The sequence below is a fragment of the Daejeonella sp. AP26 genome (genome assembly GCF_056680515.1).
This window is the reverse complement of sequence record NZ_CM155286.1, coordinates 188,923-214,728: the sequence shown is the minus strand read 5'-3', so window position 1 is coordinate 214,728 and position 25,806 is coordinate 188,923. Positions and strand designations below refer to the sequence as shown.

18 protein-coding genes are annotated in these 25,806 nt (G+C 42.9%); all 18 read right to left on the bottom strand.

The annotated features are described in order from the left end of the window. Positions 1–4 precede the first annotated feature (4 nt). The 18 genes from AC1MCB_RS00820 to AC1MCB_RS00735 all read right to left on the bottom strand — a co-directional run bounded on the left by AC1MCB_RS00820 (position 5) and on the right by AC1MCB_RS00735 (position 25,799). Positions 5–1,519: a sulfatase gene (locus AC1MCB_RS00820; RefSeq protein WP_479966847.1), complete on the bottom strand. Its 1,515-nt coding sequence runs from the start codon at positions 1,517–1,519 to the stop codon at positions 5–7. Between the two features lie 499 nt (positions 1,520–2,018). Then, positions 2,019–4,247, bottom strand: a complete 2,229-nt coding sequence (locus tag AC1MCB_RS00815; RefSeq protein WP_479966846.1) for an outer membrane protein assembly factor BamB family protein — start codon at positions 4,245–4,247, stop codon at positions 2,019–2,021. A gap of 295 nt (positions 4,248–4,542) precedes the next feature. Further along, positions 4,543–5,652, bottom strand: a complete 1,110-nt coding sequence (locus AC1MCB_RS00810) for a formylglycine-generating enzyme family protein (protein ID WP_479966845.1) — start codon at positions 5,650–5,652, stop codon at positions 4,543–4,545. 135 nt (positions 5,653–5,787) lie between these two features. After that, positions 5,788–7,149, bottom strand: coding sequence for a Gfo/Idh/MocA family protein (locus AC1MCB_RS00805; RefSeq protein ID WP_479966844.1), 1,362 nt, complete (start codon positions 7,147–7,149; stop codon positions 5,788–5,790). 18 nt (positions 7,150–7,167) lie between these two features. Continuing rightward, entirely contained in the window at positions 7,168–7,932 is a 765-nt protein-coding gene (locus AC1MCB_RS00800; protein ID WP_479966843.1) for a hypothetical protein, read from the bottom strand. A gap of 6 nt (positions 7,933–7,938) precedes the next feature. Further along, positions 7,939–9,459 carry an arylsulfatase gene (locus AC1MCB_RS00795; RefSeq protein ID WP_479966842.1) on the bottom strand — a complete coding sequence of 507 codons (1,521 nt, stop codon included), beginning with the start codon at positions 9,457–9,459 and terminating at the stop codon, positions 7,939–7,941. A gap of 304 nt (positions 9,460–9,763) precedes the next feature. Beyond that, complete coding sequence (locus AC1MCB_RS00790; protein WP_479966841.1) at positions 9,764–11,431, bottom strand: RagB/SusD family nutrient uptake outer membrane protein; 1,668 nt, start codon at positions 11,429–11,431, stop codon at positions 9,764–9,766. Between the two features lie 20 nt (positions 11,432–11,451). After that, positions 11,452–14,649: a SusC/RagA family TonB-linked outer membrane protein gene (locus AC1MCB_RS00785; protein ID WP_479966840.1), complete on the bottom strand. Its 3,198-nt coding sequence runs from the start codon at positions 14,647–14,649 to the stop codon at positions 11,452–11,454. A gap of 53 nt (positions 14,650–14,702) precedes the next feature. Then, positions 14,703–15,617: a DUF1735 domain-containing protein gene (locus AC1MCB_RS00780; RefSeq protein ID WP_479966839.1), complete on the bottom strand. Its 915-nt coding sequence runs from the start codon at positions 15,615–15,617 to the stop codon at positions 14,703–14,705. Positions 15,618–16,281: 664 nt separating this feature from the next. Continuing rightward, entirely contained in the window at positions 16,282–17,277 is a 996-nt protein-coding gene (locus AC1MCB_RS00775; protein ID WP_479966838.1) for a hypothetical protein, read from the bottom strand. 28 nt (positions 17,278–17,305) lie between these two features. Continuing rightward, entirely contained in the window at positions 17,306–17,935 is a 630-nt protein-coding gene (locus tag AC1MCB_RS00770) for a fasciclin domain-containing protein (RefSeq protein WP_479966837.1), read from the bottom strand. A 52-nt stretch (positions 17,936–17,987) separates the two neighbouring features. Continuing rightward, on the bottom strand, positions 17,988–19,457 hold the full coding sequence (locus tag AC1MCB_RS00765; RefSeq protein ID WP_479966836.1) for a RagB/SusD family nutrient uptake outer membrane protein: 1,470 nt from the start codon (positions 19,455–19,457) through the stop codon (positions 17,988–17,990). Positions 19,458–19,480: 23 nt separating this feature from the next. Further along, entirely contained in the window at positions 19,481–22,615 is a 3,135-nt protein-coding gene (locus AC1MCB_RS00760; protein ID WP_479966835.1) for a SusC/RagA family TonB-linked outer membrane protein, read from the bottom strand. Between the two features lie 485 nt (positions 22,616–23,100). Beyond that, the gene (locus tag AC1MCB_RS00755) at positions 23,101–24,555 is read right to left on the bottom strand and encodes a Gfo/Idh/MocA family protein (RefSeq protein WP_479966834.1); all 1,455 of its coding nucleotides are present in this window, start codon (positions 24,553–24,555) and stop codon (positions 23,101–23,103) included. Between the two features lie 394 nt (positions 24,556–24,949). After that, entirely contained in the window at positions 24,950–25,243 is a 294-nt protein-coding gene (locus AC1MCB_RS00750) for a chitobiase/beta-hexosaminidase C-terminal domain-containing protein (RefSeq protein ID WP_479966833.1), read from the bottom strand. Positions 25,244–25,354: 111 nt separating this feature from the next. Then, complete coding sequence (locus AC1MCB_RS00745) at positions 25,355–25,540, bottom strand: family 20 glycosylhydrolase (RefSeq protein WP_479966832.1); 186 nt, start codon at positions 25,538–25,540, stop codon at positions 25,355–25,357. Further along, positions 25,480–25,617, bottom strand: a complete 138-nt coding sequence (locus AC1MCB_RS00740) for a family 20 glycosylhydrolase (protein ID WP_479968772.1) — start codon at positions 25,615–25,617, stop codon at positions 25,480–25,482. Before AC1MCB_RS00740 ends, AC1MCB_RS00745 begins: the two co-directional genes overlap by 61 nt. Further along, on the bottom strand, positions 25,614–25,799 hold the full coding sequence (locus AC1MCB_RS00735; RefSeq protein WP_479968771.1) for a family 20 glycosylhydrolase: 186 nt from the start codon (positions 25,797–25,799) through the stop codon (positions 25,614–25,616). The genes AC1MCB_RS00740 and AC1MCB_RS00735 overlap by 4 nt, the downstream gene beginning before the upstream one ends. Positions 25,800–25,806: the final 7 nt, after the last annotated feature.

Genomic DNA, 25,806 nt, shown 5'->3' with positions numbered 1-25,806 from the left:
TTAATTATTCATCCGCTAGCGGAACGCTTTTCCCACTTTTTTTAAAAGATGGCATTGGTGATTTCCATCTCCGCAACTGATCAGAAAGCAAACTTGAAAGCATCGTTACCGTTTCAGGATATTTAGCAGCCAGATCGACGTGTTCGCCAATATCCTCTTCCAGGTTATACAGTTCTGAGGTTCCCGAACGCATATTATAAATAAGTTTCCAAGCACCCCGTCGTATGGCCGATCTGAAGTTGATACCCGGCCCATCTGGTGTAGTCCATTTATTTGGGCTATGCCAAATCAAAATTCTGCTGGTATCTGTATAAAGTGGGTTTTTCAGAATAGGCAAAAAGCTTTGCCCGTCTATTGACTGCACTGTTTTATACTTCTTTACCTTCGCCATCTCTAAGATAGTTGGAAAAAAATCTTCAATAATTACAGGTTGTATGGCGACAGAACCCGGTTTAACTACACCCGGCCATTTAACCAGCATAGGTTCGCGAATACCGCCTTCGTATACCGAGCCCTTGCCCGCCTTAAGCGGCAAATTTTGGGTATGCGACTCGCCGCCCCGATTCCCGGGAGTACTTAATCCCCCATTATCGCTCATAAAAATAATGATGGTATTTTTCTCAACGCCCTTAGCTTTCAGGTAATCCAATATATCGCCCAGGCTTTTGTCCATTCCCTCAAGCAAGGATGCGTAACCTGCCTCGATATCTTCCAAACCAGCATCCAGGTATTTTTGAATAAAGCGTTTATCTGCCTGGATGGGAACGTGAACGGCGTAATGTGCCATGTTCAAATAAAATGGTTGTTTGTTTTTAATCGGATTTTCCAAAGTTTTCAAAGCTTCAAGAGTTAGGGCTTCGCTCAAAAAAATATCGCTTCCATGGTACTCCTGTAGGTCGGGCACAGCCTGCAATCCAGCTTTACCGGATATGTTGCCATAATTCTCTAGCCCTAAATAGCTTTGCGGATGGCCAGCACAATGGCCCGCAATATTGACCATAAAGCCAAGATTATAAGGATTAGCTCCAGGCGTTCCGGCCGGACCCCAATGTGCTTTGCCAACGTGTACCGTAAAATATCCGGCATCTTTTAACACCTTCGGATAGGGCGTGGCATAAACAGTATGGTCAATACCTGCTACCGGACTTAAACCATTATGGTTCCATTTTGGCGGATTCAACTGCGTGTCGGCATTATCGGTTGGGCTATTTCCTTGGGGCGAAGTCCAGTTGGTCACACCATGATGGGCCGCGTTCATGCCCGTAAGCATACTGGTGCGCGTGGGTGTACAAACAGGCGTCGCGTACGCGTTGGTAAATTTCATACCCTCTTTTGCAAGACGCTCCATATTGGGTGTATGGTACCGCTTGTTTAACTCGGTAACCTGGTCTCCAAACGGAACGGAAGTATCCTGCCAGCCCATATCGTCAACCATAAAAATGATAATGTTTGGTTTTTGCTGGCCGATGACCCGAAACGCCAGAAGCAAGATTAAAATAGTTAATAGTTTACTTTTCATTCCTTGGTCTTATTTAATTGGCAGATTTGTGGTGTATTTCTATTGCAGTGCCAAGCCGGTGGTTACACCGTCGGCAAGAGTAGTCCACCCGTTTCATTTTAAGAGTAACCCACATTGACGTATATGCTCATGCTCATAAAAAGTTGGCTCGCACCCACCTTTGCTATTTTTTTTCCAACGCATGGCTTTAGAACAGATTGCATGACCGGTCAATAAATGCCGGCGACAAACCAACGTTCCATCACCAGTTTACATTAGCGGCCTTTTCATAGCCTTCTTTTGAAAGCGCAAGGTTTTTTCCCTCCGTAAGTGTTATTAAAGCACGAACAAAAAATTGTTACTCAGAAGATCGTCAATAGAATTATTGAATTCCTGCCAGCCTGTGGGAGTTGCCATTTAAGCCTCTTTTCAAATTTTAGGTCGCGGTATGATATTAACTTACTTTGCAAAGTGGTCACTGCTTGCTAGTGCCAATAGGAAAATCAAGCAAACCAAATCGTTAATTTTCCGGTAACGAGAATGCAACATAAGCATCTCCAGATTTGCCTCCTTCCCATTTTGATCCGCCGCAGGCTATTACCACATATTGTTTCCCGTCGATTGAATAAACCGCAGGTGTTGCAACTCCAGGCGCGGGCAGATCAACTTCGAGCAGAATCTTACCATTTTTACTATTTATCGCCCTGAATTTTCCATCAGCACTAGCTCCAATAAATATAAGCCCTCCTGCTGTAACCACCGGCCCGCCATAATTTTCCCGGCCAGTTGGCGGAACTCCTTTTTTCTTCAGTTCTTCGAATTCACCTAAAGGAATTCTCCATTCATAGCTGCCTGTACTCAAATTTATAGCGTTTAATGTTCCCCATGGTGGACTTATAGCAGGATATCCTTCTTTCGTTAAGAATTTATTGTATCCCGTAAAAGTATAAGCTGGTTTAGGGTCCTTTTTGGATGTTACCTTCATATCTGAAGGCCCCTTATATGGCTTTGCCTGTTCTGACTTAAGGTTAAGAACAAATGATCCAATTGCTTTTTTTTCCTCCGCTGTTAAATGGTTGAATCCAGGCATCATCCGTCGTCCGGTTGAAAGCAGTTCATTGAACTGAATCAAATTATATTTCTTACCCGCCCCTACAATAGAGGGATAGTCACCTGCTCCTAAGCGTTCAGGTCCGTGACACCCCATGCAATGTTTACTATATAAACTAGCACCTGCCTCCAAATTGCTTCTAATTCCCGTCTTCTGTTGTTCCTCTTCTACCAGATTTAGTACCCAGGCCATTTCATTTGCATTGACATACAAGATGTTTGATTCCGGATCAAATGCCGGACCTCCCCACTCGCCTCCACCATCATAACCTGGGAATACGATACTACCTTCCTTGGTAGGAGGTGTATAAATACCTTGCGAACGATAAGATTTGAATCTTTTTCTAATGTCCTGATAGGAAGAGTCACTAACTAGCGTATTAAGGTCTTTTTCCGTTAAGATTTGTCTTGCAAAAGGCTTCGGTAAAACTGGGAAAGGTTGAGTCGGCCAAAGCTTCTCTCCTAATATAGGGGTGCTGCTTATGACCTTTCTTTCTACAATAGGAAAAAGTGGCTTACCGGTAACTCTTTCGAAAACGAAAATATGCCCTGTTTTAGTAGTTTGCGCAACAGCATCAATTTTCTTCCCATTACGTGTAATGGTAGTCAATATTGGAGGGCTGGAAATATCCATATCCCATACATCATGATGTACGGCTTGAAAATACCATCTAAGCTTTCCTGTAAAAGCATCTATGGCCAGTACGCAATTCCCATACAATCCTTTTCCCAATCGGTCGCCGCCGTAAAAGTCATTGCTCGGATTGCCTGTTCCTGCGAATAAAATACCTCTTTTCTCATCAAGACTAAAGCCTGACCAACTGTTAGTCGAACCCATTCTTTTGTAAGCAGTTTTATCCTCCCAGGTCTCATACCCAGGTTCACCTGGTTGCGGAATCGTATGAAAAATCCATTTTTGCTGACCCGTTTTAACATCAAAAGCGCGAATATGTCCTGGGGTGTTTTCACTGACAAGTCCACTTAAAAAAAACATATTTCTATAGATCATCACTGGAGAAGTAGGGGCTACAAACATCTTAGTTTCATCTCTTCCCAGACCCTTTCTCAGATCTACTCCTCCATCTTTGCCAAAACTATTTACGAGTTTTCCGGTTACTGCATCAACAGCAAAGGCAATAGGTCCTACAGTATAAATAATTCGCTTATCTGAACCTTCTTCCCAATATGCTACCCCCCTATTCATATTGACACTTTTGCGATGCCAAAATCTATTATTTATCGAATCAGCGGGATCAAAATGCCACTTTTCCTTTCCTGTCGCAGCATCTATGGCAAACAACTTTAATCTTGGAGATACTCCGTAAAGTACTTTATCGATTATGATTGGATTGCACTGCATAGAGCCAAATTTGGAAGTGTCTTTTTTTTCTGAGTGATATACCCAAGCCACTTCTAATTTGTTCACATTGGAGGTATCGATCTGTTTAAGACGTGAATATTTAATATTTTCCCTACTTCCTCCTGCCACTTTCCAGTCAACATATTTATTGGTTGTATCTGCATATGCTGTATAAAACTGATCACCATAATATGCAATGGATTTAATACCATCACTTTTATAAGTCCATAAGATTATACACCCCAGCAATACTATAAGAAGTTTCTTTTTAGTTTTCATTTAAAAACTTACCATTAACACTTTGTGAAAAAAGCTGTAATACTTTTTGACATTTTCTTCATCTGTCCCAGCTATCAAAAACTCCATAGCATATATTTCGCCTGTTATAAATTAATTCCGCCGCTTCCATCAATTCTGAATCAAGTAAGAACCTGGTTGGAACAGGACAATAGGCATCATGCAGTTAACCAAACTATAAGCTAACCAACTAGTTATCGTAACTTTTATTCCCTATAATCCCGCCTGAAGCATTTGCCCGCCCCAGTTCGACAATTTGATAGTATGATCGATAATGTCAATTTACCACACACCGAAAACCTGTATTCTCTAAACCTGAGTCGGATGAGGATTTCATTTTAGACGTTACCCGGTAACCTTTGCAATAAGAATCATGACACATGAACGAACCTCCGCGGATTACTTTCTTAGGTACCGTAGGTTCATTCGGGTCAAAGCTTTTATCTGGTCCCTGAGGATTGCCCGTAGTTTTCCCTTCTAAACTTTGGTAATAGTCCTCAGCATACCAGTCGGAAGTCCACTCCCAGACATTCCCGGCCATATCATAAAGTCCGTAGCCATTTGGTTCGAATGATCTGACCGGCGAAGTGCTTCCAAAACCGTCCCACTTCTTATCAAGAACCGGGAACTGTCCCTGCCAGGTATTCGCCTTGGGCTTCCCGGTTTCAACTGCCTCGTTACCCCAGGGATATTTTTGATCTTTTAATCCTCCACGTGCTGCAAATTCCCACTCTGCTTCGGTAGGCAAGCGTTTACCAGCCCATTTGGCATAGGCACTCGCATCTTCCCAGGCCACTTGGGTAACTGGATGATTTTCTTTACCTTTTATATTGCTTGCCGGCCCTTGAGGATGTTTCCAACTGGCTCCAGGCGTCCACTCCCACCATTGAGAAGCGTTATTCAATGGAATGGGTCGACCAGGTTGTTTGAAAGTAAGCGATGCCGCAACTAAAACGTCCTCATCAGGCTTGGGCGTTCCGGGAGGCAACTGCTTTTTCAATTCATTCCAATCGGGTTTACGCTCGGCCACAGTGGTATAGCCTGTCGCCTTAACAAAGGCCGCAAATTGTGCGTTTGTCACTTCAGTCTCGTCTACCCAGAAACCGTCAATCTGAACCCGATGCGCCGGGTATTCGTCTTTCCGCCCTTCACCATCATCCGCACCCATATTAAAAGTACCCCCCTCAACCCATATCATGCCTGAGTACTCGGCGGTACCCTTCTTAATGTTTGAATGATCAGGTGACAAAGCGGTGAATCTTGCAGGCATATTAGTATGGCAGGAAGCGCTGTCCTCCAACTTCGATGGAAGATTTGAATTGCTGGTTTTCGTCCCTCCGCAGGAATATAAGGCAAGCAATAATAGACCGAAAATAATCTTCTTCATTCCTCTTTCTTCTAATAGTCCCGCTATGTCCAGACCGCAATTATAACTATCCAACGATAACCAGGATAATGTTGAAAGTCCGGACATCAAAATTAACCAGACACCCCAACCAATTATTGTTGAGATGCCGGTTTGTTAATACTCATCGGTAAGCGCAAACACCGCTTTTCTATTCATCCATTTACCTCCTGTAAAGTCCGGGAATTCGACAGTTTCATTTCCCAGTTCAATAGACTGCTCACTCAAAGGCGTAATGGCACTCCAGGCCGCGGCATCATATACATCCATTGGAGTTTCCGTTTTCCGTTTAATAGCTTCTATAAAGGCATGTATAACAAAGAAATCCATTCCACCGTGACCAGCTCCCTCGGTCTCTTTACTCCACCTGGCCCACAAAGGATGGTCATATTTGTCCAGCCATGATTTGGCTTCATCCCATTGATGAGCCTTAGCAGATTTCCCTTCTATATAGATCCCTTTGTTGACATCCATCCAGATTCCTTCAGTACCTTGTACCCGGAAGCCCAACGAATAAGGCCTTGGCAGATTTGTATCATGTTGCAACAATACAGTCTCACCATTAGCACAATTGATCTGCGTAGTAACCACATCACCAAGCTTAAACTTCACTTTCGCATTGGGATGATTTTCGCCCCCTTTAGCAACCACATAGTTATGAAGTCCTCTTGCTTTGGATGAAAATGAGTTTAAGGTAAGAAAGCGATTACCCCTATTAATATTGATATAGTGAGCAACAGGTCCGATGCCATGGGTTGGATATAAATCTCCATTGCGGTGAACCGAGTGATTGGTTCTCCAACGGGCCTCGGAATATCCCTTTTCGCCAAATTCAACACCGCCACCATAATATCCTTTCCCGTCGTTAAACTTAACTTCACGCAGATCGTGTTGGTAACCTCCCTGAAGGTGAATTAATTCGCCGAATAGGTTTTTACGGGTCATATTCAATACCGCCATCACATCACGGCGGTAACAAACATTTTCCAGCATCATTACGTGAGCATTGTATTTTTCTGCTGCCTTTACAACATCCCAATGATCCTCAAGCGTAATCCCAAGCATTACCTCTGTTCCCACATACTTGATTCCTGATTCGAGCGAGCTGATAATCATTTCCTTATGCAACTCCCATGGAGTGGCTATTATAATTCCGTCCAGACCGCCTTTAACTCCAAGCATCTTTTTCCACGCAGAATCATCTCCGGTAAAGATCTGCGGCATCTTTTTACCACTTTTGGAGATCATGTTTTTAGCCAGCTGCAAAGTTTTGTCGTCTGTATCGCAAATAGCCACCAGCTCCGAATCTCCTCTTCGCAAAACCAAATCCAGGTGATTCAGGCCACGGGCACCAACCCCAATAATAGCCAGGCGCACCTTCTGATCTGCAAGAGTTTTTGCAAATAAGCTATCCGCGGGAAGTATTGCTATTGAAGCTGCTGCAGCACCGGCGCCCTTTAAAAAGTCTTTTCTGTTCATTATTTAATATTTAAATTTTCATTTCTGAGTTATATAAGTATTCGGCTCATCTTTTAACTCTATTTCGACAAGCTTTTCACCATCTATTTTAAAATTGCAAATGACCACTGAGGGCTGATTATATTTGTTAGCACCGGTATAATCACTTAATACGCCAATATTCCCCTGCCAATCGGAAGAAGTATATTTTGTTGAACTCAGCGTTGCCAGTGTATTTCCTGAACGATCAAAGGCTCTCAGTTTAGCAAAGCATATTCCGGATGATTGGGTTATGACTGATAAGGCAAGCCGCAAAGGTTCGTTTAGAACTTCTTCCTTCAAAAGTCTATCGCTCTTATCTTCACCGATAAATAGCGATCCGTCGCTTGACAAACCTGCATCTATAGGCCGAGCCTCTTCATTTATATTTCCGTTTGAAGAGAACCTAAATCCAACATGCAGGCCCTGACCGGTTTGATCACTCAATTCGTTACTATAAGTAAAAAGCATTTCAGCTTTAAACGATTTACCTTCACCGGATAACCGGTAATCCGACAAAAATGCAGTTGTATCGGGCAAATGACCCATGCAGGTCAATGTACTGTTCTCAATCAGCCAGTTCATTTCTGGCTGACCATGCGATAACTCCCGCCTCCCAAATGGCCCGGATAAAACATACCATCTCTTATCTGAGATTCCCTTATCTTCAGCCCTTAAACCGATGAAAACCGGCTCTCTATCAGCTGATGTCGCCAAAGTGGGCGTACCAAGAAATAATGCCTTCAATATGCTCCTGCGATTCATACTCAATTATTTGGAGGTGTTTTTTATTACTTCACCAACAAACTCCCAGCCTGCTAACGGTGGCCTGACGTGTTCTTTCTTTACGATTGCATTAAATTTCTTAATCAGGTCCGGATGACTTGCAGCGACATCGGTTTGTTCGTTACGGTCTGCTCCCAAATTAAAGATCTGCCATGGAGATGAGGCGTTCTTCGACAGATTGGTTTTAACACCCTTCCAGTCGCCCATACGTATGGCCAGCTGACCATTCTTTTCCGGATATTCGAAATACAGGTAATCGTGTTTTTTCTGTTGTAATGATCTGCCCTCCAATTCCGGCAAAAAAGAAAGGCCATCGTTAACCGGCGCTTTCTGACCGGTCAGATCGGCCAGTGTAGCCAGCAGATCATATTGTACCGAAACTAAATCGCTTGTTATATTCGCCGCAATATGGCCAGGCCATCGGGCAATGAAAGGAACCCGGATTCCACCTTCATATAAGTCCATCTTTAATCCGCGCAGTCCGTCGGCACTGTTAAAAAAGCCGGTGTTCACACTACGGCTAAAAGTTGGTCCGTTATCGCTGGAAAACATGATGATGGTGTTGTCATCCAGTCCCAAGTCTTGAACCTTTTGCATAATTATTCCAACCTGCGCATCCAGGTAACTGATCATTGCCGCATAAGCGGACATTGGATATTTATGGGGAGCATAACCCTGTTGCCCGTAATATGGCTTTTCATCAAACTGACCGCTATATTTTGCTGTCCATTCGTCAGGTACCTGTAGCGAGAGATGAGGCAGTGCATAAGGAAGATATAAAAAGAATGGTCCCTCCTTTTGCTGGTCTATAAATGAAAGCGCTTTTTCCGTCATTCTTTCCGCCGCATATTCCTTTCCCTTAAAGCGATCAAAATCAGCATCCGTTGCAGTGGCAGGAATTGATTTATGAACATCGATAAAGTCCTGTCTTAACGTATCCCATTTATCGTTTTCCCATAAGTGAGTTGGGTAATGATTATGTGCCTGTTTTTGATCAAGGTAGCCATAGAAATAATCAAACCCGTGTTTTAGCGGAGACCCCTCTGTATTACTCATTCCCATTCCCCATTTACCGATCAATGCGGTTTTATAACCGGCTTGTTTCAGCAGGTCGGCAACGGTAAAGCTTTCTGCATGCAATGGCATTTGACCGCGTTCAGCAGTATCCGCAAAACCACCCAGTTCATGATTACCCCTAATATAAGAGTGTCCGGAGTGTTTACCCGTCATCAAAATTGCCCTGGAAGGCGCACAAACCGGCGATCCGGCGTAATGTTGCGTAAAGCGCATTCCTTCCTGAGCCATACGATCTAAGTTGGGCGTCTTGATTTTTTTCTGGCCGTAACTTCCTAACTCACCATAGCCCAGGTCGTCAGCATAAATGTAGATGATGTTGGGTTGTTTGGCAGAGGTGATATTACTCGTCCTTTGTTTTACAGAGGAACAAGACGCGGCTAGCAGGAAAAACAGAAACCCTGACAAACCGTAGATGAAATTAATTTTCATTGAAATATTATGGCGGACAGGTTTCGCCTCCTTCAAACCTGCCTCTTTATTAGCACCCGAACGATTAACGAGAATTTGAATGTAAGAAATTAATCTACAGGATTGCCATGCAAACGCTTGCGTAAAATTTAAGGGCAAAAACAAGTGATTAAAGGATTGCTCAAATTGGCAGCGACCAATGGTGCAAAGTTACAGGTATCGTCTCCTACAAATAGTGTCAACTTATAAATGAACTGATAATGACCGTCGGTCCATAAAAAGCCACCCAAACTTGAAGGTGGCTTTTCTCTGCTAATGCGATTTATTAATAACCCACATTATTAGGGTCTAATTTTGGATTTCTATCAACCTCGCTCTGTGGTATAGGCATTAAATACAGTTTATCATACCATAACCTTGTCTGAACAAGTCCGTTGGTGATGTCAAAAATATTTGTCATTACAACTGGCGCCACTTTCCATCGGCGAATGTCCATATAACGGTGTCCCTCCAAGGCAAGCTCAATCCTTCGTTCATGTCGGATAGCCGATCTAAGAGTTTCCTTGCTATTGTAAGTTGCCTGGTCGATATCATTCAGTCCAGCCCGGTTTCTAATCCTGTTTAAAACAGTATAGACAGAACCATCAGGACCGCTCAGTTCATTTTTCGCCTCAGCGTAAGTTAACAGAACTTCTGCAAAACGAATAAGGATATGATTTGCGTAGCTGTCAATCTGCTGTTTGGTCGATTCAGGGTCCACATATTTTCTAAAATTATATCCTGTTTTCGAACAGTTGTTTCCCCCTTTCTTCCAAATAAATTCATAGTCGCCAGCTTCTGAGATTCTGTTCCAGGGACTTTTATCGAAAAGGATGGTTGCATAGAACCGGGGATCCCGGTTTTTAAACTCGTCATAAAAAGCAGCATCAGTTTCTTTGCTGGCATAGCGCTGCGCTCTTACAGCGGAGCTGACAGTGGTAACGGGTTTTCCATCTTTATAATCGCCGTATTCATCAACCAGGTGCTGCGTTGGAGCCACCGAGCTCCAGCCACCCAGATCATCAGACAATAAATAGGTATTGCTATATTTTGTGTCTTTCTCTTGTATGTGCTGGCGGTCAAGAATTACCTCTGCATTACCCTCATTCTGCTCCCAAAACAATTGCTCGTAACTGCGGACGCCTAAACGGAATTTAGCTTGTTCGCTGGCATTGGCAAATGTAACCCACGAGGCATAATCATCCTTTAGATCTTCAGCCGCTTCAGCCGAAACAGTGAAAAGATTATAATTCATTGCCATTACCTGCTCTGCCGCCGTAACAGCTTCCTGCCACTGCTCGTTATACAGATGCACCCGGGCTTTTAAAGCTATCGCAGCTCCCTTGGTAATTCGTCCTTTTTCGTTGCTTTTCCCGCCGGTGTAGCTTTCCGGAAGGATAGCGGCAATTTCCCCTAATTCATCTGTTATGAATTTAACGACTTCTGCTTTCGGAGTTCGGGCTACTGCAGCCTCCTCGGGTGTTACTGTGGTTATAATTAAGGGCAGATCACCAAACTTGTTAACCATATTGGCATACCTGAAGGCTCTTAAAAAACGCGCCTCTGCTTTAAACCTGGTTTTCAACGCTTCATCCATTGGCGTTTTATCCACATTCTCCAAAAAATAATTCGCTGTCCTGATGGTGCTATAATTAAAACCATCATTCAGGCCGGTTGTAACATCACCTAATGAGATAACAGTGGCATTGCTTTCCCAGGGGTATTGCGCATGGGCATTATCCGTAGCACCGTCGCCATAGATAGCACTCTCAACACTGCCATCAATTCCTGAATAGATAGCGTTAAGCGCCGCATAAGCATCTTTTTCTGAAGTCCAAAAAGTGCTCTCAGATAGTTGATCCTGCGGAGGTCTTTCTAAAAAGTCTTTTTTGCAGGACCCAAGTATGGTAACTGCGCCTAATGCTGCAATTAGTATATATTTTCTTTGATTCATGATCTTCTGATTTCGTTACCTTAAAACTTTACATTCAAACCTAATGACCAGGTTTTGGCGCCTAAATATCCACCACGACCCGATGCCATTTCAGGATCATAGTCTGTTAAACGGTCATCGCTCATAAAGGTGAAAGGGTTGTTCGATGAAATGTACATCCTGGCCGACTGCATGCCTGCCTTTTGAGCAATTTTTCCCGGAATAGTATATCCCACACTCAAGCTCCTGATACGGACAAACGATCCGTCAAAAAGCCAAAAGGATGAGGTAGAGTTATAATTCTGGGTTCCATCGGCACTGATCAGCATCCTTGGATATGCAGCATTCGGGTTCGGGTTGTCAGTTGTCCAGCGCTTTAAATGAAGGGGTTTTACCCCGGCTCCGTTAAAGAACGAGAATGAAGCTTCACCATCGCGGTAAACCTTCACATCCGACACGCCATAGGCCAGGGCAGCAACATCAAAGCCTTTATAGGAGGCTCCAATAGATGCACCATAATTAAAGGAAGGAACATCGTTACCAAGCACTACCCGGTCGCCGGCTAAAGTAATCAGGCCATCACCATTCTGATCCTTATACCGGATGTCACCAGCTTTGGTCGATCCGGAGTGGAAAGGTGAGTTAGCTACCTCATCGTTGCTGGCATATAAGCCTAGTGCTTCGTAGCCGTAGAAATCGCCCACTGACCCGCCTACCTTCTCTATCCAGTACCCACTGATCCGGTCGTCGTCTTCGCCTAAATTGAGAATGGTATTTTTAACCTTACTCATGTTAACCGATACATTGTACCTGAAATCCTTACCAATTGAATTTGTATGGTTAAGAATTAGTTCAATTCCTTTATTCTCTGTCGACCCCGTATTTTTGGTTGGCATACCAATTCCGTAGGTCGCTAATGCCTGCTGGTTTAATAAGATATCCTTGGTAGTTTTCACGTAATACTCCGCTGTAACGTCCAACTTGCCGCGCAATAATGCGAAATCCAGTCCCACGTTTTTCATGTGCACTTTTTCCCAGGTCGCAAAAATATTGGTACCCTGCGACTGCCAGATCCCGTCAACCGGGGTGCCATCAAAATTATATGAGTAGCCAGTATTCAAAAGGGAAAAGTAGTTACCCGGAGAAACGTTATCCTGGTTTCCTAAAATCCCCCAGGAGCCTCTAACTTTTAAATTATCTAACCATAAAACATCCTTCATGAACGCCTCTTCAGAAACCCTCCAGGCTGCCGAAACAGACGGGAACAAAGCTTCCCGGTGGTCGGGATGGAAACGGGAAGAAAGGTCCATACGAAGATTTGCTTCGACCAGATATTTGTCGTTAAATGCGTAGTTTAAACGGCCAAAATAGGACCGGATGGCCCATTCAACATTACTTGAACTATTGGCGCCGTCGCTAATATCTACCGGGTCGCTTGAGCCCGCTCCTACTGTACCTAGTTGATTAGTAGGGAACCTTTTTCTGCCAATGAATAAATTTCTGAAAACATCACTTTCCTGTGAAGCACCTGCCATGATTTTGGCGTTATGCTTTAAAATGGTTTTTTCATACTCGGCGTAACCTTGCACAATAACACTCTGTCTTCTGCTCCATCGCTCCTGCATCTCGTTTAGAAGCACGGCAGTGGACGGAATCTCAGCCTGACTCGCAAAATTGACTAAAGCGGGCATTTCATTGTTAAAAATCCAGTTCTGTCTGTTATCATATTTCAAAGACGCCAGGCCTTTAACAGTTAAGCCTTTAAATGGATTCAGAGTGGCATTTAACCCCGCCTGGAATATATTGTCGCGGCTCCATCTTTTGCCGGATTCAGCCATATTGCGTAACACATTGTCTTTTGCCAGGGTGGCATCTACGCTACCTGCATTTATGGTCCCCCACGTCCCGTCACTATGTGTAGCAACCATGGTTGGTACCAGCCGGTTCAAGGCAACCCAGTTCATTTCACCACCCTGAGTATCAAAATCCTGTTTGATGAAGGAAATATTACTTCCAATTTTTAAAACTGGCAATACCTGGCTTTCCGTGTTTAAACGTAAGTTATAGCGGTTCTGGTCCTTATCCTGTACAAATGATTCCTGGTTAAGGCCGCCCAAACCCAGGTAATAGCTGGTCGCCTTGGTGCTCCCGCTAAAATTGAGCTGTACATCTTTAATCGCAGGATTATCAATAAGTGCCCGGTCATACCAATCGGTATTGGGGTATAGATCAGGGTCGCTGCCAGAAGCAAATTTTGCTATTTGTTCTTCACTGAACCTCGGTTGCTTGCCCGCATTTACCATTGCTTCGTTAAAAAGCATCGCATAATCTGCCGAACCCAGATATTCCGGACTCCTGGTTGGCGACTGTATTCCATAATTTGCACTCAGGTCGATGGTCATCTTTCCTTCGGCACCTTTTTTCGTGGTAACCAGTATCACACCGTTAGCCGCCCGTGAACCATAGATAGAAGCCGATGCCGCATCCTTCAATACCGACATGCTTTCAATATCATTGGTGCTGAGTGATGCGAACTCTCTGGATGAAACAGGAATACCATCAATTACAATCATTGGGCTTGGTTGCGACAAATTCGTACGGCCACGTACAATAAGAGAACCAACATCACTTCCCACATCGCCCGGACGGTTCAGTACCGTAAGGCCCGGAGTTAAGCCTTGTAAGGCATTCTGCACAGAAGTCACTGGCCTGCTAACCAATTGTTTTGCCCCAATAGTGGCAACCGAACCGGTTAAATTCGCTTTCTTCTGCTCGCCATAACCTACTATTACTACTTCCTCAAGTGTGCTTGTAGACTCTGCTAATGTCACATTGATAGTGCTTTGGCTTCCTACAGTCACTTCCGAAGATTCAAAACCGACCATGCTGAACACCAGAATATTACCGGGTTCAACTGAAATGGTGAATTTTCCTTCTGCATTTGTGGATGTACCCTGCTCGGTATTCTTTACCCTGATGGTTACCCCAGGCAATGGACCTGTGTTATCAGATACAGTTCCTTTGACTTCGATCTTCTCGGCTTTTGAGGATTGCTGAATTTCAGGATTAGCAGATACCGCTTTTTCTAACGGGTTAGCGCTAAGTTTCAAGGAAGCCTTTGCGTTATTGATATCGTACCGAGGCTCCGCGGCGAAGCCCGAAAAAGATATCGTTACCAACCAGAGTAACCCGATGGCGTGTACTCCAGGCTGAATTAGCCGGGTATATTTCTCTTTCATATTTCTATTCTTAGTGTTCAATTTGTTGTCTAATAAAATCAGCATGCATCCTACTACCTTTTGCCCGTATAGACAAATTTCTCGGTAAAAAGAGCTCTGTCGCCCTGAGTTGTATGGACCAGGAAATAGCTTATTTCTAACGTTTTAGTAGCCGGGTCATATTTATTTATTCCGGCAGGATCAAGCTTTGCAGATCGGCCATTAGCCGCAGGTTGTCCAAAATAGTTTACCACTTCGATAACTTTATTGCTAGCGTCTAATTTGAAAATAGGTGAATAACTTCCGTAAGAACTGGGTGATCCTCCGCTTAATATCGGATGGTTGTAAGCGCCATCTCCAGGGTTCCAGAACTCAACTGTGTTCGCATCAACTGTACGCAGATGGATTGTAAGCGGGTATTTTCCTGTTATGGTAGGTGCAACATGATCAACCAGGGTTCCGGTTACATTGTACACCCCATCATAAATGTTCGACAGCTTATCAATAGCATAATAGGTGGTGCGGATAGCCTCATTGATCGTGCCTGCTGACGAGCTTACAATGGTAACGGGCAGAAGGTATTTCTTGGCCGCGTTAAATTTGCTTCCTGTCACACTGATTTTTAAAGGTTTGGTAGTTACTTCGCCTTTTGGAATAACAGCGCTTAATGCCTCTCGCGTATAGCTGTCATCCGGGAAAACTTCATAAGTGCTTCCATTGGCTGTATTGTATGCCGCGACGGCATCCTTATCAACAGCAAAAGTAACCGTTATGTCGTTTGTCGTAGATCCCAATCCGCCGAAAGCAGCCCCATAGATCATCGATTGGGGTTCACTTGATAAAGTAATCGATTGGGGAAATGGCTTCTTAACTGCCTGTGGCATGTATATTCTTGAATCTGCAGACAATTCTTCCTTTTTCTCGCAAGAGAAAAATAAAGAAGTACCTGCAACAAGCATTGCCAGAAAGAATGTTTTTCTTGCTCTCATAAACTGTAATTTGACTATTTGATTTTGTTAAACTTTATCGTTAGCGGGTACTCTTCCATTGTTTTCGGGAGCTGGCTGAAAACACTTTTGAACTGCAATCTGAACGTAAATAGATTCTTTGCAGAACATTCAAGGATCCTTTTAGAGATCTGGGTCATGGTTTGGTGGGATTAATTAAGTGATAAAAGGGCTTTAGAATACCCATCCAATTTTGGAAGGTAGAGAGAAATTAAGGGCAACTATTTAAAGATGTTACGCAAACGTTTGCTATTTCAGGCACATAATGACCTAAGGCCAAATCTTTTTCTGTCGATCGGGTAATTGTAATACGGAAATATTCAACCTAATTAATTCAACAGAAAGAATTTCAGGCAATCCTTAAAACCCGACAGCGTTTTACACACATTGGTGCTATCCGATTTCCATTATATGGACTTAAATCAAACGGTTGCGTTGAATTTTTAACAAAACCTTAACAATAAAAAAACCCGGCGATTGCCGGGTCTCTAACTGACTTACTAGTTGACGGGCTTCTTAGCATACGAATAGTAATTTCTCCAAAGTATAAGATACCATCTCTTCATGCACCAAATAGTGGACTGCCCCCAAAAGTTTAGATATTTTATGGGAGCAGTCAAAATCAGACGGCTTTTTTATAGCAAGCTTACTTCATCGTCACCTTACGCAGCCGAACTATATACTCATAATGTCCTTCCTGTTGCAATTGCCCGCAAAACCGATAATGCAAATGCCATGTTGATTTAGCTATCGTATTGGCGCTATCAATGGTTGCAATGTTGTCTGCTGGAATACGGTAATAATTACAAAAGCCGTTTCCGCGTGTTTTATAAGGAAAAGGGCTTAAGGGATAACTGTATACGAATTCTGTAGCGGCATTCTCAGTGTTGTAAGCATACCACGACAGATTTTGTAAAAAACCACCTGCTCCGTTTGGTCTTGGCACCACGTCTATTCCCGGACGTAAAAGTTTGCCATTTTTATCCTCGAACTTTAACACTACTTTGTTCGGGCTTGCAGCAATTTTCTTTATCTCCATCACGGTTAAATCATTTGTTTGGGTTTCAATCGGATTCCACGCCACAGATTCTTTGCCCTTCAATACACCCAGGTAATAAGGAGCATTATCATTGCGAAAAAGTTCGGGTTGTTTAATGTTAAACACGGCTGCATTTTTATATATCTTTTCACCCCGTGAGTTCTCAACTTTGACGTCTATTTCATACATGCCAGCCGGAACATATTTGGTTGCAGTAGTCATCAAAACCTGACCGCCTTTTTCCTGGATAATCATGGGCGCAACTTCCTCAACCTTGCGTTTGGCATTAATAATCTCTAATGATGTGTCGGTTACCGGGTCGAATTCTTTCTGCCAGACATAAACCTCTTGCGGCTTGGTCAAAATATCAACCGGTTGTTTGGTATTAAAATCCCTTACCTCAACTAAACTAACTTTGAGAGGAACCGTAGAATCGTCAATGTTTAATTGGAATGTCCGGAATTGGCCGGCTTCTACGTCAAGAGGATAAGAACTGTAATTAATGCCTTCGCTTAGGAAGCCATTGGGGACTTTTTTACAGGCGTTCAAACTGGCGATGCATACAAGGGCTAACACACATCGAAAAATATAATTAAATTTCATATCGAGTAAATTAAAGTTAGCAATGAACCTATTGCCTAAAGAAAAGAATATGTGAATTATTTAAAACGTGAACAACCCCGGTAGTGGAAATCAAGCCGGAAGTCTGTGCATGCACCTTTTGGTCCCTTTCTTCATCCGGGATTGAATTGTTATTAGGGTCATCCTGTTCGGCAATGATATAGGTGTAATACACATATTTCGGCTTGGTGGATACGTTCCCCGTATAATCATTGGAATCCTCTAAGGAGAGTTTCACCATATTTGTAAGCATGGTACTATACACCTTACCATCACTGGTTAAGGCATCCCTGTTTAAGACTTCTGGAATAAGGTACATCTTTACCGAATCTTTGAAGGATTGGAGATCATACTTTATAAGAGTATCAACTGTATATCTTAGATTCTCATCAGTTTCTCTTACTTCCTGGTTACGCTTATTGATATAATTCATCACTGCATAATCAGTAGGAGCGAAAAAAGTTCCTGCTTGATCTAACTCGCCCTTCATACCGGCTTTATCAATCAGTAACGCAACCGTATCAAACAGGGGCTTGCTGCGCAAAAAATCATAGGTGCTCATATTCAGATTGGCATTATGCAGCCCACCTCCGATAATATAATCATCCTTACTGCACGATGAAACTATTAATGCAGTCATCAAAAAGTATATAAATAGCTTTGCTGTTTTCATAATATTTTCCATAATTATATTATTTGTTCTGCCAGAAAGGTACCTGAACCAATAACCGATTTTCATTTAAAATAGCATTTGCAATAGGCCAGTAGTAACCTTTCCTGTTAACCCGATCCCCAGTCATACCTAATTTTTTATCCAGAAAGCCTGAACGCACGATATCATAATACCGGTGTCCTTCCATGAATAATTCGCGGCTTCGCTCATCAATAATATATTCATACAATTGAGCATCCGGGCCACTATAAGGAGCGACGTTGGCCCTATCAGTGATTTTTTGAAGCTCTGCCTTTGCGCCCGTGAAATCTCCGAGCTTAGCTAATGCTTCAGCCCTTAACAAGATAATATCAGCCAGACGAAATATAATTAGCGGATTACTTACAGCAGGTTGAGTGGAGGTTGCCGCTTCCTTATAAACAACATTTGAGAATTTAATACATTGGGGTGTTGTGCTCGAATAATTAGCGAAGAAAGCATTAATCCGGATATCATTAAGATCTTTATAAAGCTCTGTTAACAGAGGTTTGTTAACAACACTTGCTAAAGCTTTACCGCTTATGTATGGATCTTTTAAACACATATAAGGGAAACCAGCGTTAATAGGCGCTTCATTTTGAGAAAAATCTTTGTTGATCTCAAAAATCCCCTCGTTTGATTTCCCGGTAAAAACCCTTGCATAGTCTCCGGTTGAGACTAATGAATAACCGCCCTCGGAGATTACTTTTGAGGCAGCCTGTGCCCCGTTAACGGCATCACCCTGCCACATATAAATATGAGCCAATAACGCATTGGCAGATCCTTTGGTTGCCCTTACAGCTCTTTCACTAGCATTTGCATGTCCGTAATCTAGTAGCTCAGCGGCTTTGCCTGCGTCTTTAATTGCCTGCGCCAATACCTGTGCAGCCGGAGTTTGCGGAATGTCCTTAGCCTTAACCGGATCTTCCAATTCCAAAACAAGTGGTACGTCACCCCATACCCGTGAGATGTAGAAATAGGTAAATGCTCTGAGAAAATAAGCTTCACCGATGATCTTGTTCCTGGTTTTAGTGGGTTCATTCACAAATTTGTCATCCGGAATGGCAGCTACTTTATCTATTATGAGGTTACACTGGTTAATAACCTGATAATAGGTGGTCCAGTCAGTGTATTCCAGGTAGCCAGCTGGGCCGTTAAAATTTAGATCCCGTGCCTGATTCAGTACATATCTCGGGAAATCACCGTCACCTGCTTCGGAGAATTCTTTGGCGGCTATATCCCCGTAAACGAAGTACGAGTCGTTATAATAACCACCATGTAAACTTTTCCTTAACAGGGCATAAGCTCCAGCCAAACCTTGCTGCGCATCTTTTTCATCTTGCCAAAATGCTTCGTTGAAAGTGTTGTTTTCTGGCTTCAGATCAACAAACTTTTCACAGGAAGTCAATATCGTTAATACTAACAAAACCGCTATCAACTTTAGTTTTCGAATATTATATATAATGTCCATCTTTTCTTTAAGCTATATTCTTGTTAAAACACCACATTTAAACCTACCGTGTACTTGCGTGGGATAGGATAACTGTTACCTGAGTATCTGCCAAAACCATCAACTTGTTCAGGATTAGGAGTGTCCGTGTTTTTATTTTTGAACGTGTACACATTGTCCACGACAGCATACAAGCTCAGGCTGTTCATGCCTAACCGTTTACTGATACTTTCACCAAAGCGGTAACCCATCCGAACGTTATTGATTTTCAGATAGCTTCCGTCTTCTATAAAGGCAGATGAAAAATCATAAAATTGGTAGTAGTAATTGCCATATGGATTTAAGTTGGCATATTTCGATTCATCACCTTCCTTTTGCCAGGTATCAAGTTTCCAGATATCCGGAATTTGAGATCCATAAAATTGATTCAATTGCTTTAAATTATCCAGTTGCTGCTGCCTGAAACCATTGGTGATGTTACGTTTAAGGGTAAATGAAGTATAAACGCCGAGTGAAAAGTTTTTATAGGAGAAATCATTCAAGAATCCACCCACGATCATCGGATCAGAATTTCCTATTCTCTGCTTGTCGGCATGATCCCAAACAATATAGTCTCCGTTAACATCTGTCCAATTAAATGAGCCTGGTTCCACATAATTGCCGGCATACCAATGAGCTGTTCTCTCACCTGTATAGGGGTTTACCGGGACACCATCAGCACCCGAATAAACGCCGTTTGATTTTACCCGGTAATGTTCATAAAGCGGAGAACCTACAGAAAAAATATAATTACCTACAATGATGTCACGGTCGCCGTCAGGCAACCGGGTGATCCGGTTTTTATTAAAAGCGAAATTAGCCGTCGTATTCCATTGAAATGCATTTGCCCCGCTAAAATTATGGGTAGTTATACTAATTTCTGCACCGGTATTTCTTATTCCTGCTCCATTGGAGTTTACCGATCCATAGCCCGTAGTTTTGGCTAAAGGTCTTACCAGCAAACTGTTGTTTCGGTCTTTAACGTAAAAATCACCAACGATATAAACCCGGCTTTGAGGGAATAAAGCAAGATCAAAACCTATATTCACTTCCTCTTGCTTTTCCCATGTCAGGTCGGGCTGAGCAACGCTGTTGAAATCTGGTGTAACAGCAGTTACCCCATTGTAAGTACCACCCTCACTACCAGCGTAATTACCCTGATTAGTAAGGTAAGTGTTATATGAAAGGTAGTAGTTGCTGGGCTGATTACCACTTTGTCCATAAGTTGCCCTTATTTTTAATAAAGGAACTACATCATTGATATTTTTCATGAAGCTTTCTTCAGAGGCAATCCAGCCTGCAGAAACGGCGGGAAAAAATGCCCAACGATTATTTTTTCCGAAACGCGATGACGCGTCTGCTCTGAACACTGCACTTAGAAGATACCGGTCTTTAAACGAATACTCCCCCTGTGCGAAATAAGACAACAACCTCGACTCGAAAGCATCAGAACCACCATATAAAAACCGCTGATCAACACCCTTCACTACATTGATCTGGTCGCTTGGAATTCCATAACCCTGAACATTGGAAGAGTTGGTTTTGAGAATATTAATCTCCTGTCCGATTGTAGTGTTTATGCTGTGATTATCACCTCCAAATCTTTTATTAAAATTGGCCCGTGTGTTAACATTCAGATTCTGATTAAAGCTATCCCAGTCGCCTGCAAAGGCAACACCATTTTCGTCTAATACGGATGGCTGAAAAGAAGCCCTGCGATTGGAGCTGAAACTGCCCATCAAGTTAGATTCCAAACGAATATGCTTTGTGGGCTTAAACTCAAACCGAATATTTGATTGCAGGTTATCATTAAAATTTTTGTCCTTAGAAAGCTCGAAGTCGCCTGTATAGTTCGCGATGTCCTGCGGGGCTAAGTACAGAAAAGAACTTGGGAAATTACCACCCTCTCCGGTGATGGGTAACACTTCGCCCGGCCTGGTTGCCCGTCCTACGCTTCGGTCAGCCCTTGATAATCGAAATACCCCGTCTACATGGAAATTTTTGAGTACATCTATACCTAAAGTGGTGGCAAAAGAATAACGCTTGAAACCGGTGGCCTTGATAATACCTTCTTCATTATAATGGTTTAGGGCCATTCTGTATGTGAAACCTTCCTTTGCCCCAGCAACAGCGACGTCATAGTTTTGTATTACACCCGCCTGATAAAATAGATCTTGCCAGTCGGTGGCATTATTAAATGCTGGATTAATACTGTCGGTCAAAATCATCGGCAGATCCTTCATCCTCCCAAAAGGATTATCATTTCTTGCCCAATAGTTCAACCAATCTAACTTCATTCTCCTTTCTTCCGCGCCAAGCACAGTTTGTTGTAAAGCTGGCTTTTGAGTAAAGCCAGAATAGGCATTAAATGTAACTTTGGGTTTGCCTGTTTTGCCTTTTTTGGTGGTTACAACCACTACTCCGTTTGCACCTCTCGAGCCATAGATAGCAGCAGCAGCAGCATCCCGCAAAACATCAATTGATTCAATATCATTAGTACTTATGCCTGCCAGAAAGTTGGTTCCGGTATTGTCAAAAGCGCTAAAGTCATCTACTGTTGTAGCAATCCCATCAATGATAAATAATGGGCTGCTTAGTGCCTGTGCCTCGTTTAAGCCCAGGCTAAAAGAAGAATTTCCCCTAACCTGAAATATAGGACTGCTTCCAGGCGCCCCATTATTGATCTGCACATTCAGTCCGGGAACCCTTCCCTGAAGTAAAGCGTCCAGGCTTGGCGCCGGAAGATTTTCTATGTCTTCCCCTCTGATAGAAGTAATGGCAGCAGTGACCTTCTTCCGATCTACTTCCTGGTAACCGATAATTACCACGTCCGATAACGCCCTTGTATCGTCATCAAGAAAAATTTCAAAGTCAGTTTTTCCTTCTATGGCTATCGACTGACTTTTAAAGCCAAGCATAGAAAATTCGAGTATAGCACCTTTCTTTACTGATATGGAGAAGGAACCGTTTGCTGTGGTTGACTTTCCGTTTGTTGTGCCTTTTTCTTTTACCGTAGCTCCCGGTAAAGGCAGTTTGTCTGATTTCGAGTAAACCTTACCTTCTACGATGATTTGTGCGGAAGCAACATTTACAAAAAAGAACAGCATAAAACTGCATAGATAGTAAATCTTTCTGTTCATATTAATTTGGTTAGTTAATTTGGTCTTGGGTCCATCTACCCACTAATTCTTGTCTGGTCCTCAATAAACTCTTTGCAGAGCAATAAAGGATACTTTCATAAATTTTGGTCATTGGCTGGTTGGTTTAATTTGATAATGTTCACAGTTAGGATCTCCTTAATGTTCTGGAAGGTAGATAGAAACAAAACCCGTTGTATAAAAGATGTTACGCAAACGTTTGCTGATTTCGACCAACAACTCCTATAATTAATCGCTTTCTACCAAAACGCAACGCATATTTATTGGGACGTTGCGCTTAACTAACTCATATGGAATACCTTTAAGGAGTTTTTTTTAAGCTTAATAAGACTTTAAGTCATCCAAAGTCATAGCAAATATTAAAGGCTATACAAAATCAAACGGTTGCGCTGATTTTTTAACAATACCTTAACAATAAAAAAACCCGGCGATTGCCGGGTCCTTACTACCACTAACTAAACAAAATCCTATTGAACTTCCAGCTGACCTTTACTGGCAGCTTTCTTTACGTTACGTACACCTGTTGTACCTCCACCTGCCAGGGTTAAAGTTAAAGGCTGATTCGTTTTCCAGGCGCCACGGGTAAAATCAGGCACATTAACAGAGTCTGACCTTTTGTTGATGCTCTTTTCACTCAGAGGTGTTACGACACTCCACAAAGCGGCATCATAGACATCTTGATCTAACGGCAAACCGTTGCGCAAACAGTCAATCAGGCGCCAGTCCATCATAAAGTCCATACCGCCGTGACCGCCAACCTGCTTAGCCAGGTCGCCGATCTTTTTAACAATTTCAGGCGTGTACTGCTCTTCGTATTTTTTCATCTCTTTTTCGTTTATCCAGCCGTGGCCAAAAGCAATTTTCTCGGGATCAGGCCATTTGCGGGCCATGCCCTTGGTGCCGCTAATCAGGTGAATACGCGAATAAGGCCTGGGAGAAGTTACATCATGTTGTACCATGATGGTTTTACCTTTCGCAGTGCGAATCATAGTGGTATTCATGTTGCCACGATATTTCTTACCGGTAAACTGCTTATAAAAGTCATCTTTTGCAGCCAGCTGCCCGGCATGAGCCGCCATCATAAAATCGTTAGTACTCATGCTGGTCAGGTAATCAAACTGGTCGCCGCGATTGATGTTCATACATTGAGCGACCGGACCCAAACCATGCGTGGGATACACATTTCCATTATGGGCAATGTTTTCTTTTAACCGCCACATATCGGCATATCCGTTTTTAGCGAAATTAAGATCAAGCAGGTCGTGTATATACGCTCCTTCGGCGTGCAAAAGCTCCCCAAAAACCCCGGCGCGTGCCATATTCAAGGTCATCAACTCAAAAAAGTCATAGCAGCAGTTTTCCAGCATCATGCAATGCTTTCGGGTCTTCTCGGAAGTTTCCACTAGCTTCCAACAGTCATCTACCGTTAAAGCAGCCGGCACTTCTACGGCGGCATGTTTACCATTGTTCATGCTGTAGACCGCCATCGGTGTATGCAATGACCAGGGCGTACAGATATAAACCAGGTCAATATCATTACTCTCACATAAGGCTTTCCAGCCTTCCTCACCACTGTATTCTCTGGCAGCAGGCAGACCGGCATTCTTTAATATGCGCTGAGATTTGCTAACTCTGTCTGGAAATTTATCACATAGTGCCTTAATTTCCACTCCTTCAATATGGCTTATCCGCTGGACTGCGCTCGGGCCACGCATGCCCAATCCAATAAAGCCAATACGGACTTTTTCCAGTCTCGGTGCAGCATAGCCGCACATGTTCCTGCCGGCCGGCAATCCAGGTTGAAAGGCAGAGTCTCTGTCTATTTCATTGGCCAGCAACCCGTCAAAGGAGGGAAAGCCAGTTGCGAGCGCGCCTGCTCCAAGGGTTACATTTCTTAAAAAATTCCTTCTGTTAGTTGACATAATTGGTTTCATTAAAAATTAAAAATTGAAATCCGGCTGTTCTATATAGGAGCTAAAAGTTCTCTCACCCCTAAAGCACGCTATCTTTATTAAACGATATTTGAAGTTAGATATAAAACTGCTGACGAAAATTATTTTCAAGCCCCTTAATCAACGCAAACGTTTGATAATCATAGGATACTTACCTGGATGAATGCCAATAAACGCCTGTTTAAGATTTATCATCGCAGCTATAAAAAATAACCCGAACATAGGCCCGGGTTATCTAACCAAACTATAACTAACAACCAATTAGTCATGTTACTTTTAATACTACTCTGCTCCTGTGGCATGATCCCCAGGCCTCCACCTTGATGTTGGTTAGGTGAAACAGCGCAGACCACATGGTTACGCTTTATTTTTTCTTAGCCTTCTTGGGGAAATAGTCGATAGAACTTTGCTTCTCGTTATTGGTAAAAGTTGCGAAATGCAATAAAGAACCAGGTTTTACGAACACTGGTTTACTATATATCGGCGACGCGGCTGTTACTATTTCTTTATCAATTTCATAACGGATAACACCATGGGCTGTACGGTCGGTTAAGGATACAGTGGCAACCGAATCAGCACCATAACTTACCTGTAAGTGAGGCGTAGGAATACGGTAGTTGATTGTTTTTTGATCATAGCGGATTAATTGTGCTTTCAAACGATCTTCAAAACCAGCAAAGTTCTTTTGTGCTTTGGGTATCCCATGTTATTTCAGCCAATGCATCCATGCGAGGATATACCATGTACTCAAAATACTTTTCTGTGGTGATTATTCTGTCCACACATTTGCTTGTGCACCTAACAGATGTTGCGCATCCTGATCGGTCATTTGTGGATCAAGGGGCTCGAAAGCATACACCTTTTCGAGAGGTGAAAATAACCAGCCCGCATCCATCAACTCAATGCTCTGGTCATCCTGATAGCCATCAAAATATAAATGCGAATTCGGAGACATACCGAATGTCCGGGCATTTCAATCTCAGGGATAACTTCAACATATCGTGACGTAGCATAAGCAACCACTTCCTTTATCTGCCCCTGAGTATAGTAGCCGCCATAACGGATACCATTATCCTTATGACATTCATTTTCAACCTGTGTTCATCGCGGAAAGCAGCTAATTCCTGCAGCCTTGGATATTTCTTAATTTCAATACGCCAGCCCTGGTCTTCGGTTAAATGCCAGTGAAATTTATTGAGTTTGTGACATGCCAGCTGGTCA

Bases quoted from the DNA above. Each gene is read 5' to 3' on its own strand.
- AC1MCB_RS00775 (WP_479966838.1), bottom strand. From the start codon at position 17,277: ATGAAATTTAATTATATTTTTCGATGTGTGTTAGCCCTTGTATGCATC.
- AC1MCB_RS00765 (WP_479966836.1), bottom strand. From the start codon at position 19,457: ATGGACATTATATATAATATTCGAAAACTAAAGTTGATAGCGGTTTTG.
- AC1MCB_RS00755 (WP_479966834.1), bottom strand. From the start codon at position 24,555: ATGTCAACTAACAGAAGGAATTTTTTAAGAAATGTAACCCTTGGAGCA.
- AC1MCB_RS00780 (WP_479966839.1), bottom strand. From the start codon at position 15,617: ATGAGAGCAAGAAAAACATTCTTTCTGGCAATGCTTGTTGCAGGTACT.
- AC1MCB_RS00790 (WP_479966841.1), bottom strand. From the start codon at position 11,431: ATGAATCAAAGAAAATATATACTAATTGCAGCATTAGGCGCAGTTACC.
- AC1MCB_RS00820 (WP_479966847.1), bottom strand. From the start codon at position 1,519: ATGAAAAGTAAACTATTAACTATTTTAATCTTGCTTCTGGCGTTTCGG.
- AC1MCB_RS00770 (WP_479966837.1), bottom strand. From the start codon at position 17,935: ATGACTGCATTAATAGTTTCATCGTGCAGTAAGGATGATTATATTATC.
- AC1MCB_RS00760 (WP_479966835.1), bottom strand. From the start codon at position 22,615: ATGAACAGAAAGATTTACTATCTATGCAGTTTTATGCTGTTCTTTTTT.
- AC1MCB_RS00785 (WP_479966840.1), bottom strand. From the start codon at position 14,649: ATGAAAGAGAAATATACCCGGCTAATTCAGCCTGGAGTACACGCCATC.
- AC1MCB_RS00795 (WP_479966842.1), bottom strand. From the start codon at position 9,459: ATGAAAATTAATTTCATCTACGGTTTGTCAGGGTTTCTGTTTTTCCTG.
- AC1MCB_RS00800 (WP_479966843.1), bottom strand. From the start codon at position 7,932: ATGAATCGCAGGAGCATATTGAAGGCATTATTTCTTGGTACGCCCACT.
- AC1MCB_RS00745 (WP_479966832.1), bottom strand. From the start codon at position 25,540: ATGTCTCCGAATTCGCATTTATATTTTGATGGCTATCAGGATGACCAG.
- AC1MCB_RS00805 (WP_479966844.1), bottom strand. From the start codon at position 7,149: ATGAACAGAAAAGACTTTTTAAAGGGCGCCGGTGCTGCAGCAGCTTCA.
- AC1MCB_RS00815 (WP_479966846.1), bottom strand. From the start codon at position 4,247: ATGAAAACTAAAAAGAAACTTCTTATAGTATTGCTGGGGTGTATAATC.
- AC1MCB_RS00810 (WP_479966845.1), bottom strand. From the start codon at position 5,652: ATGAAGAAGATTATTTTCGGTCTATTATTGCTTGCCTTATATTCCTGC.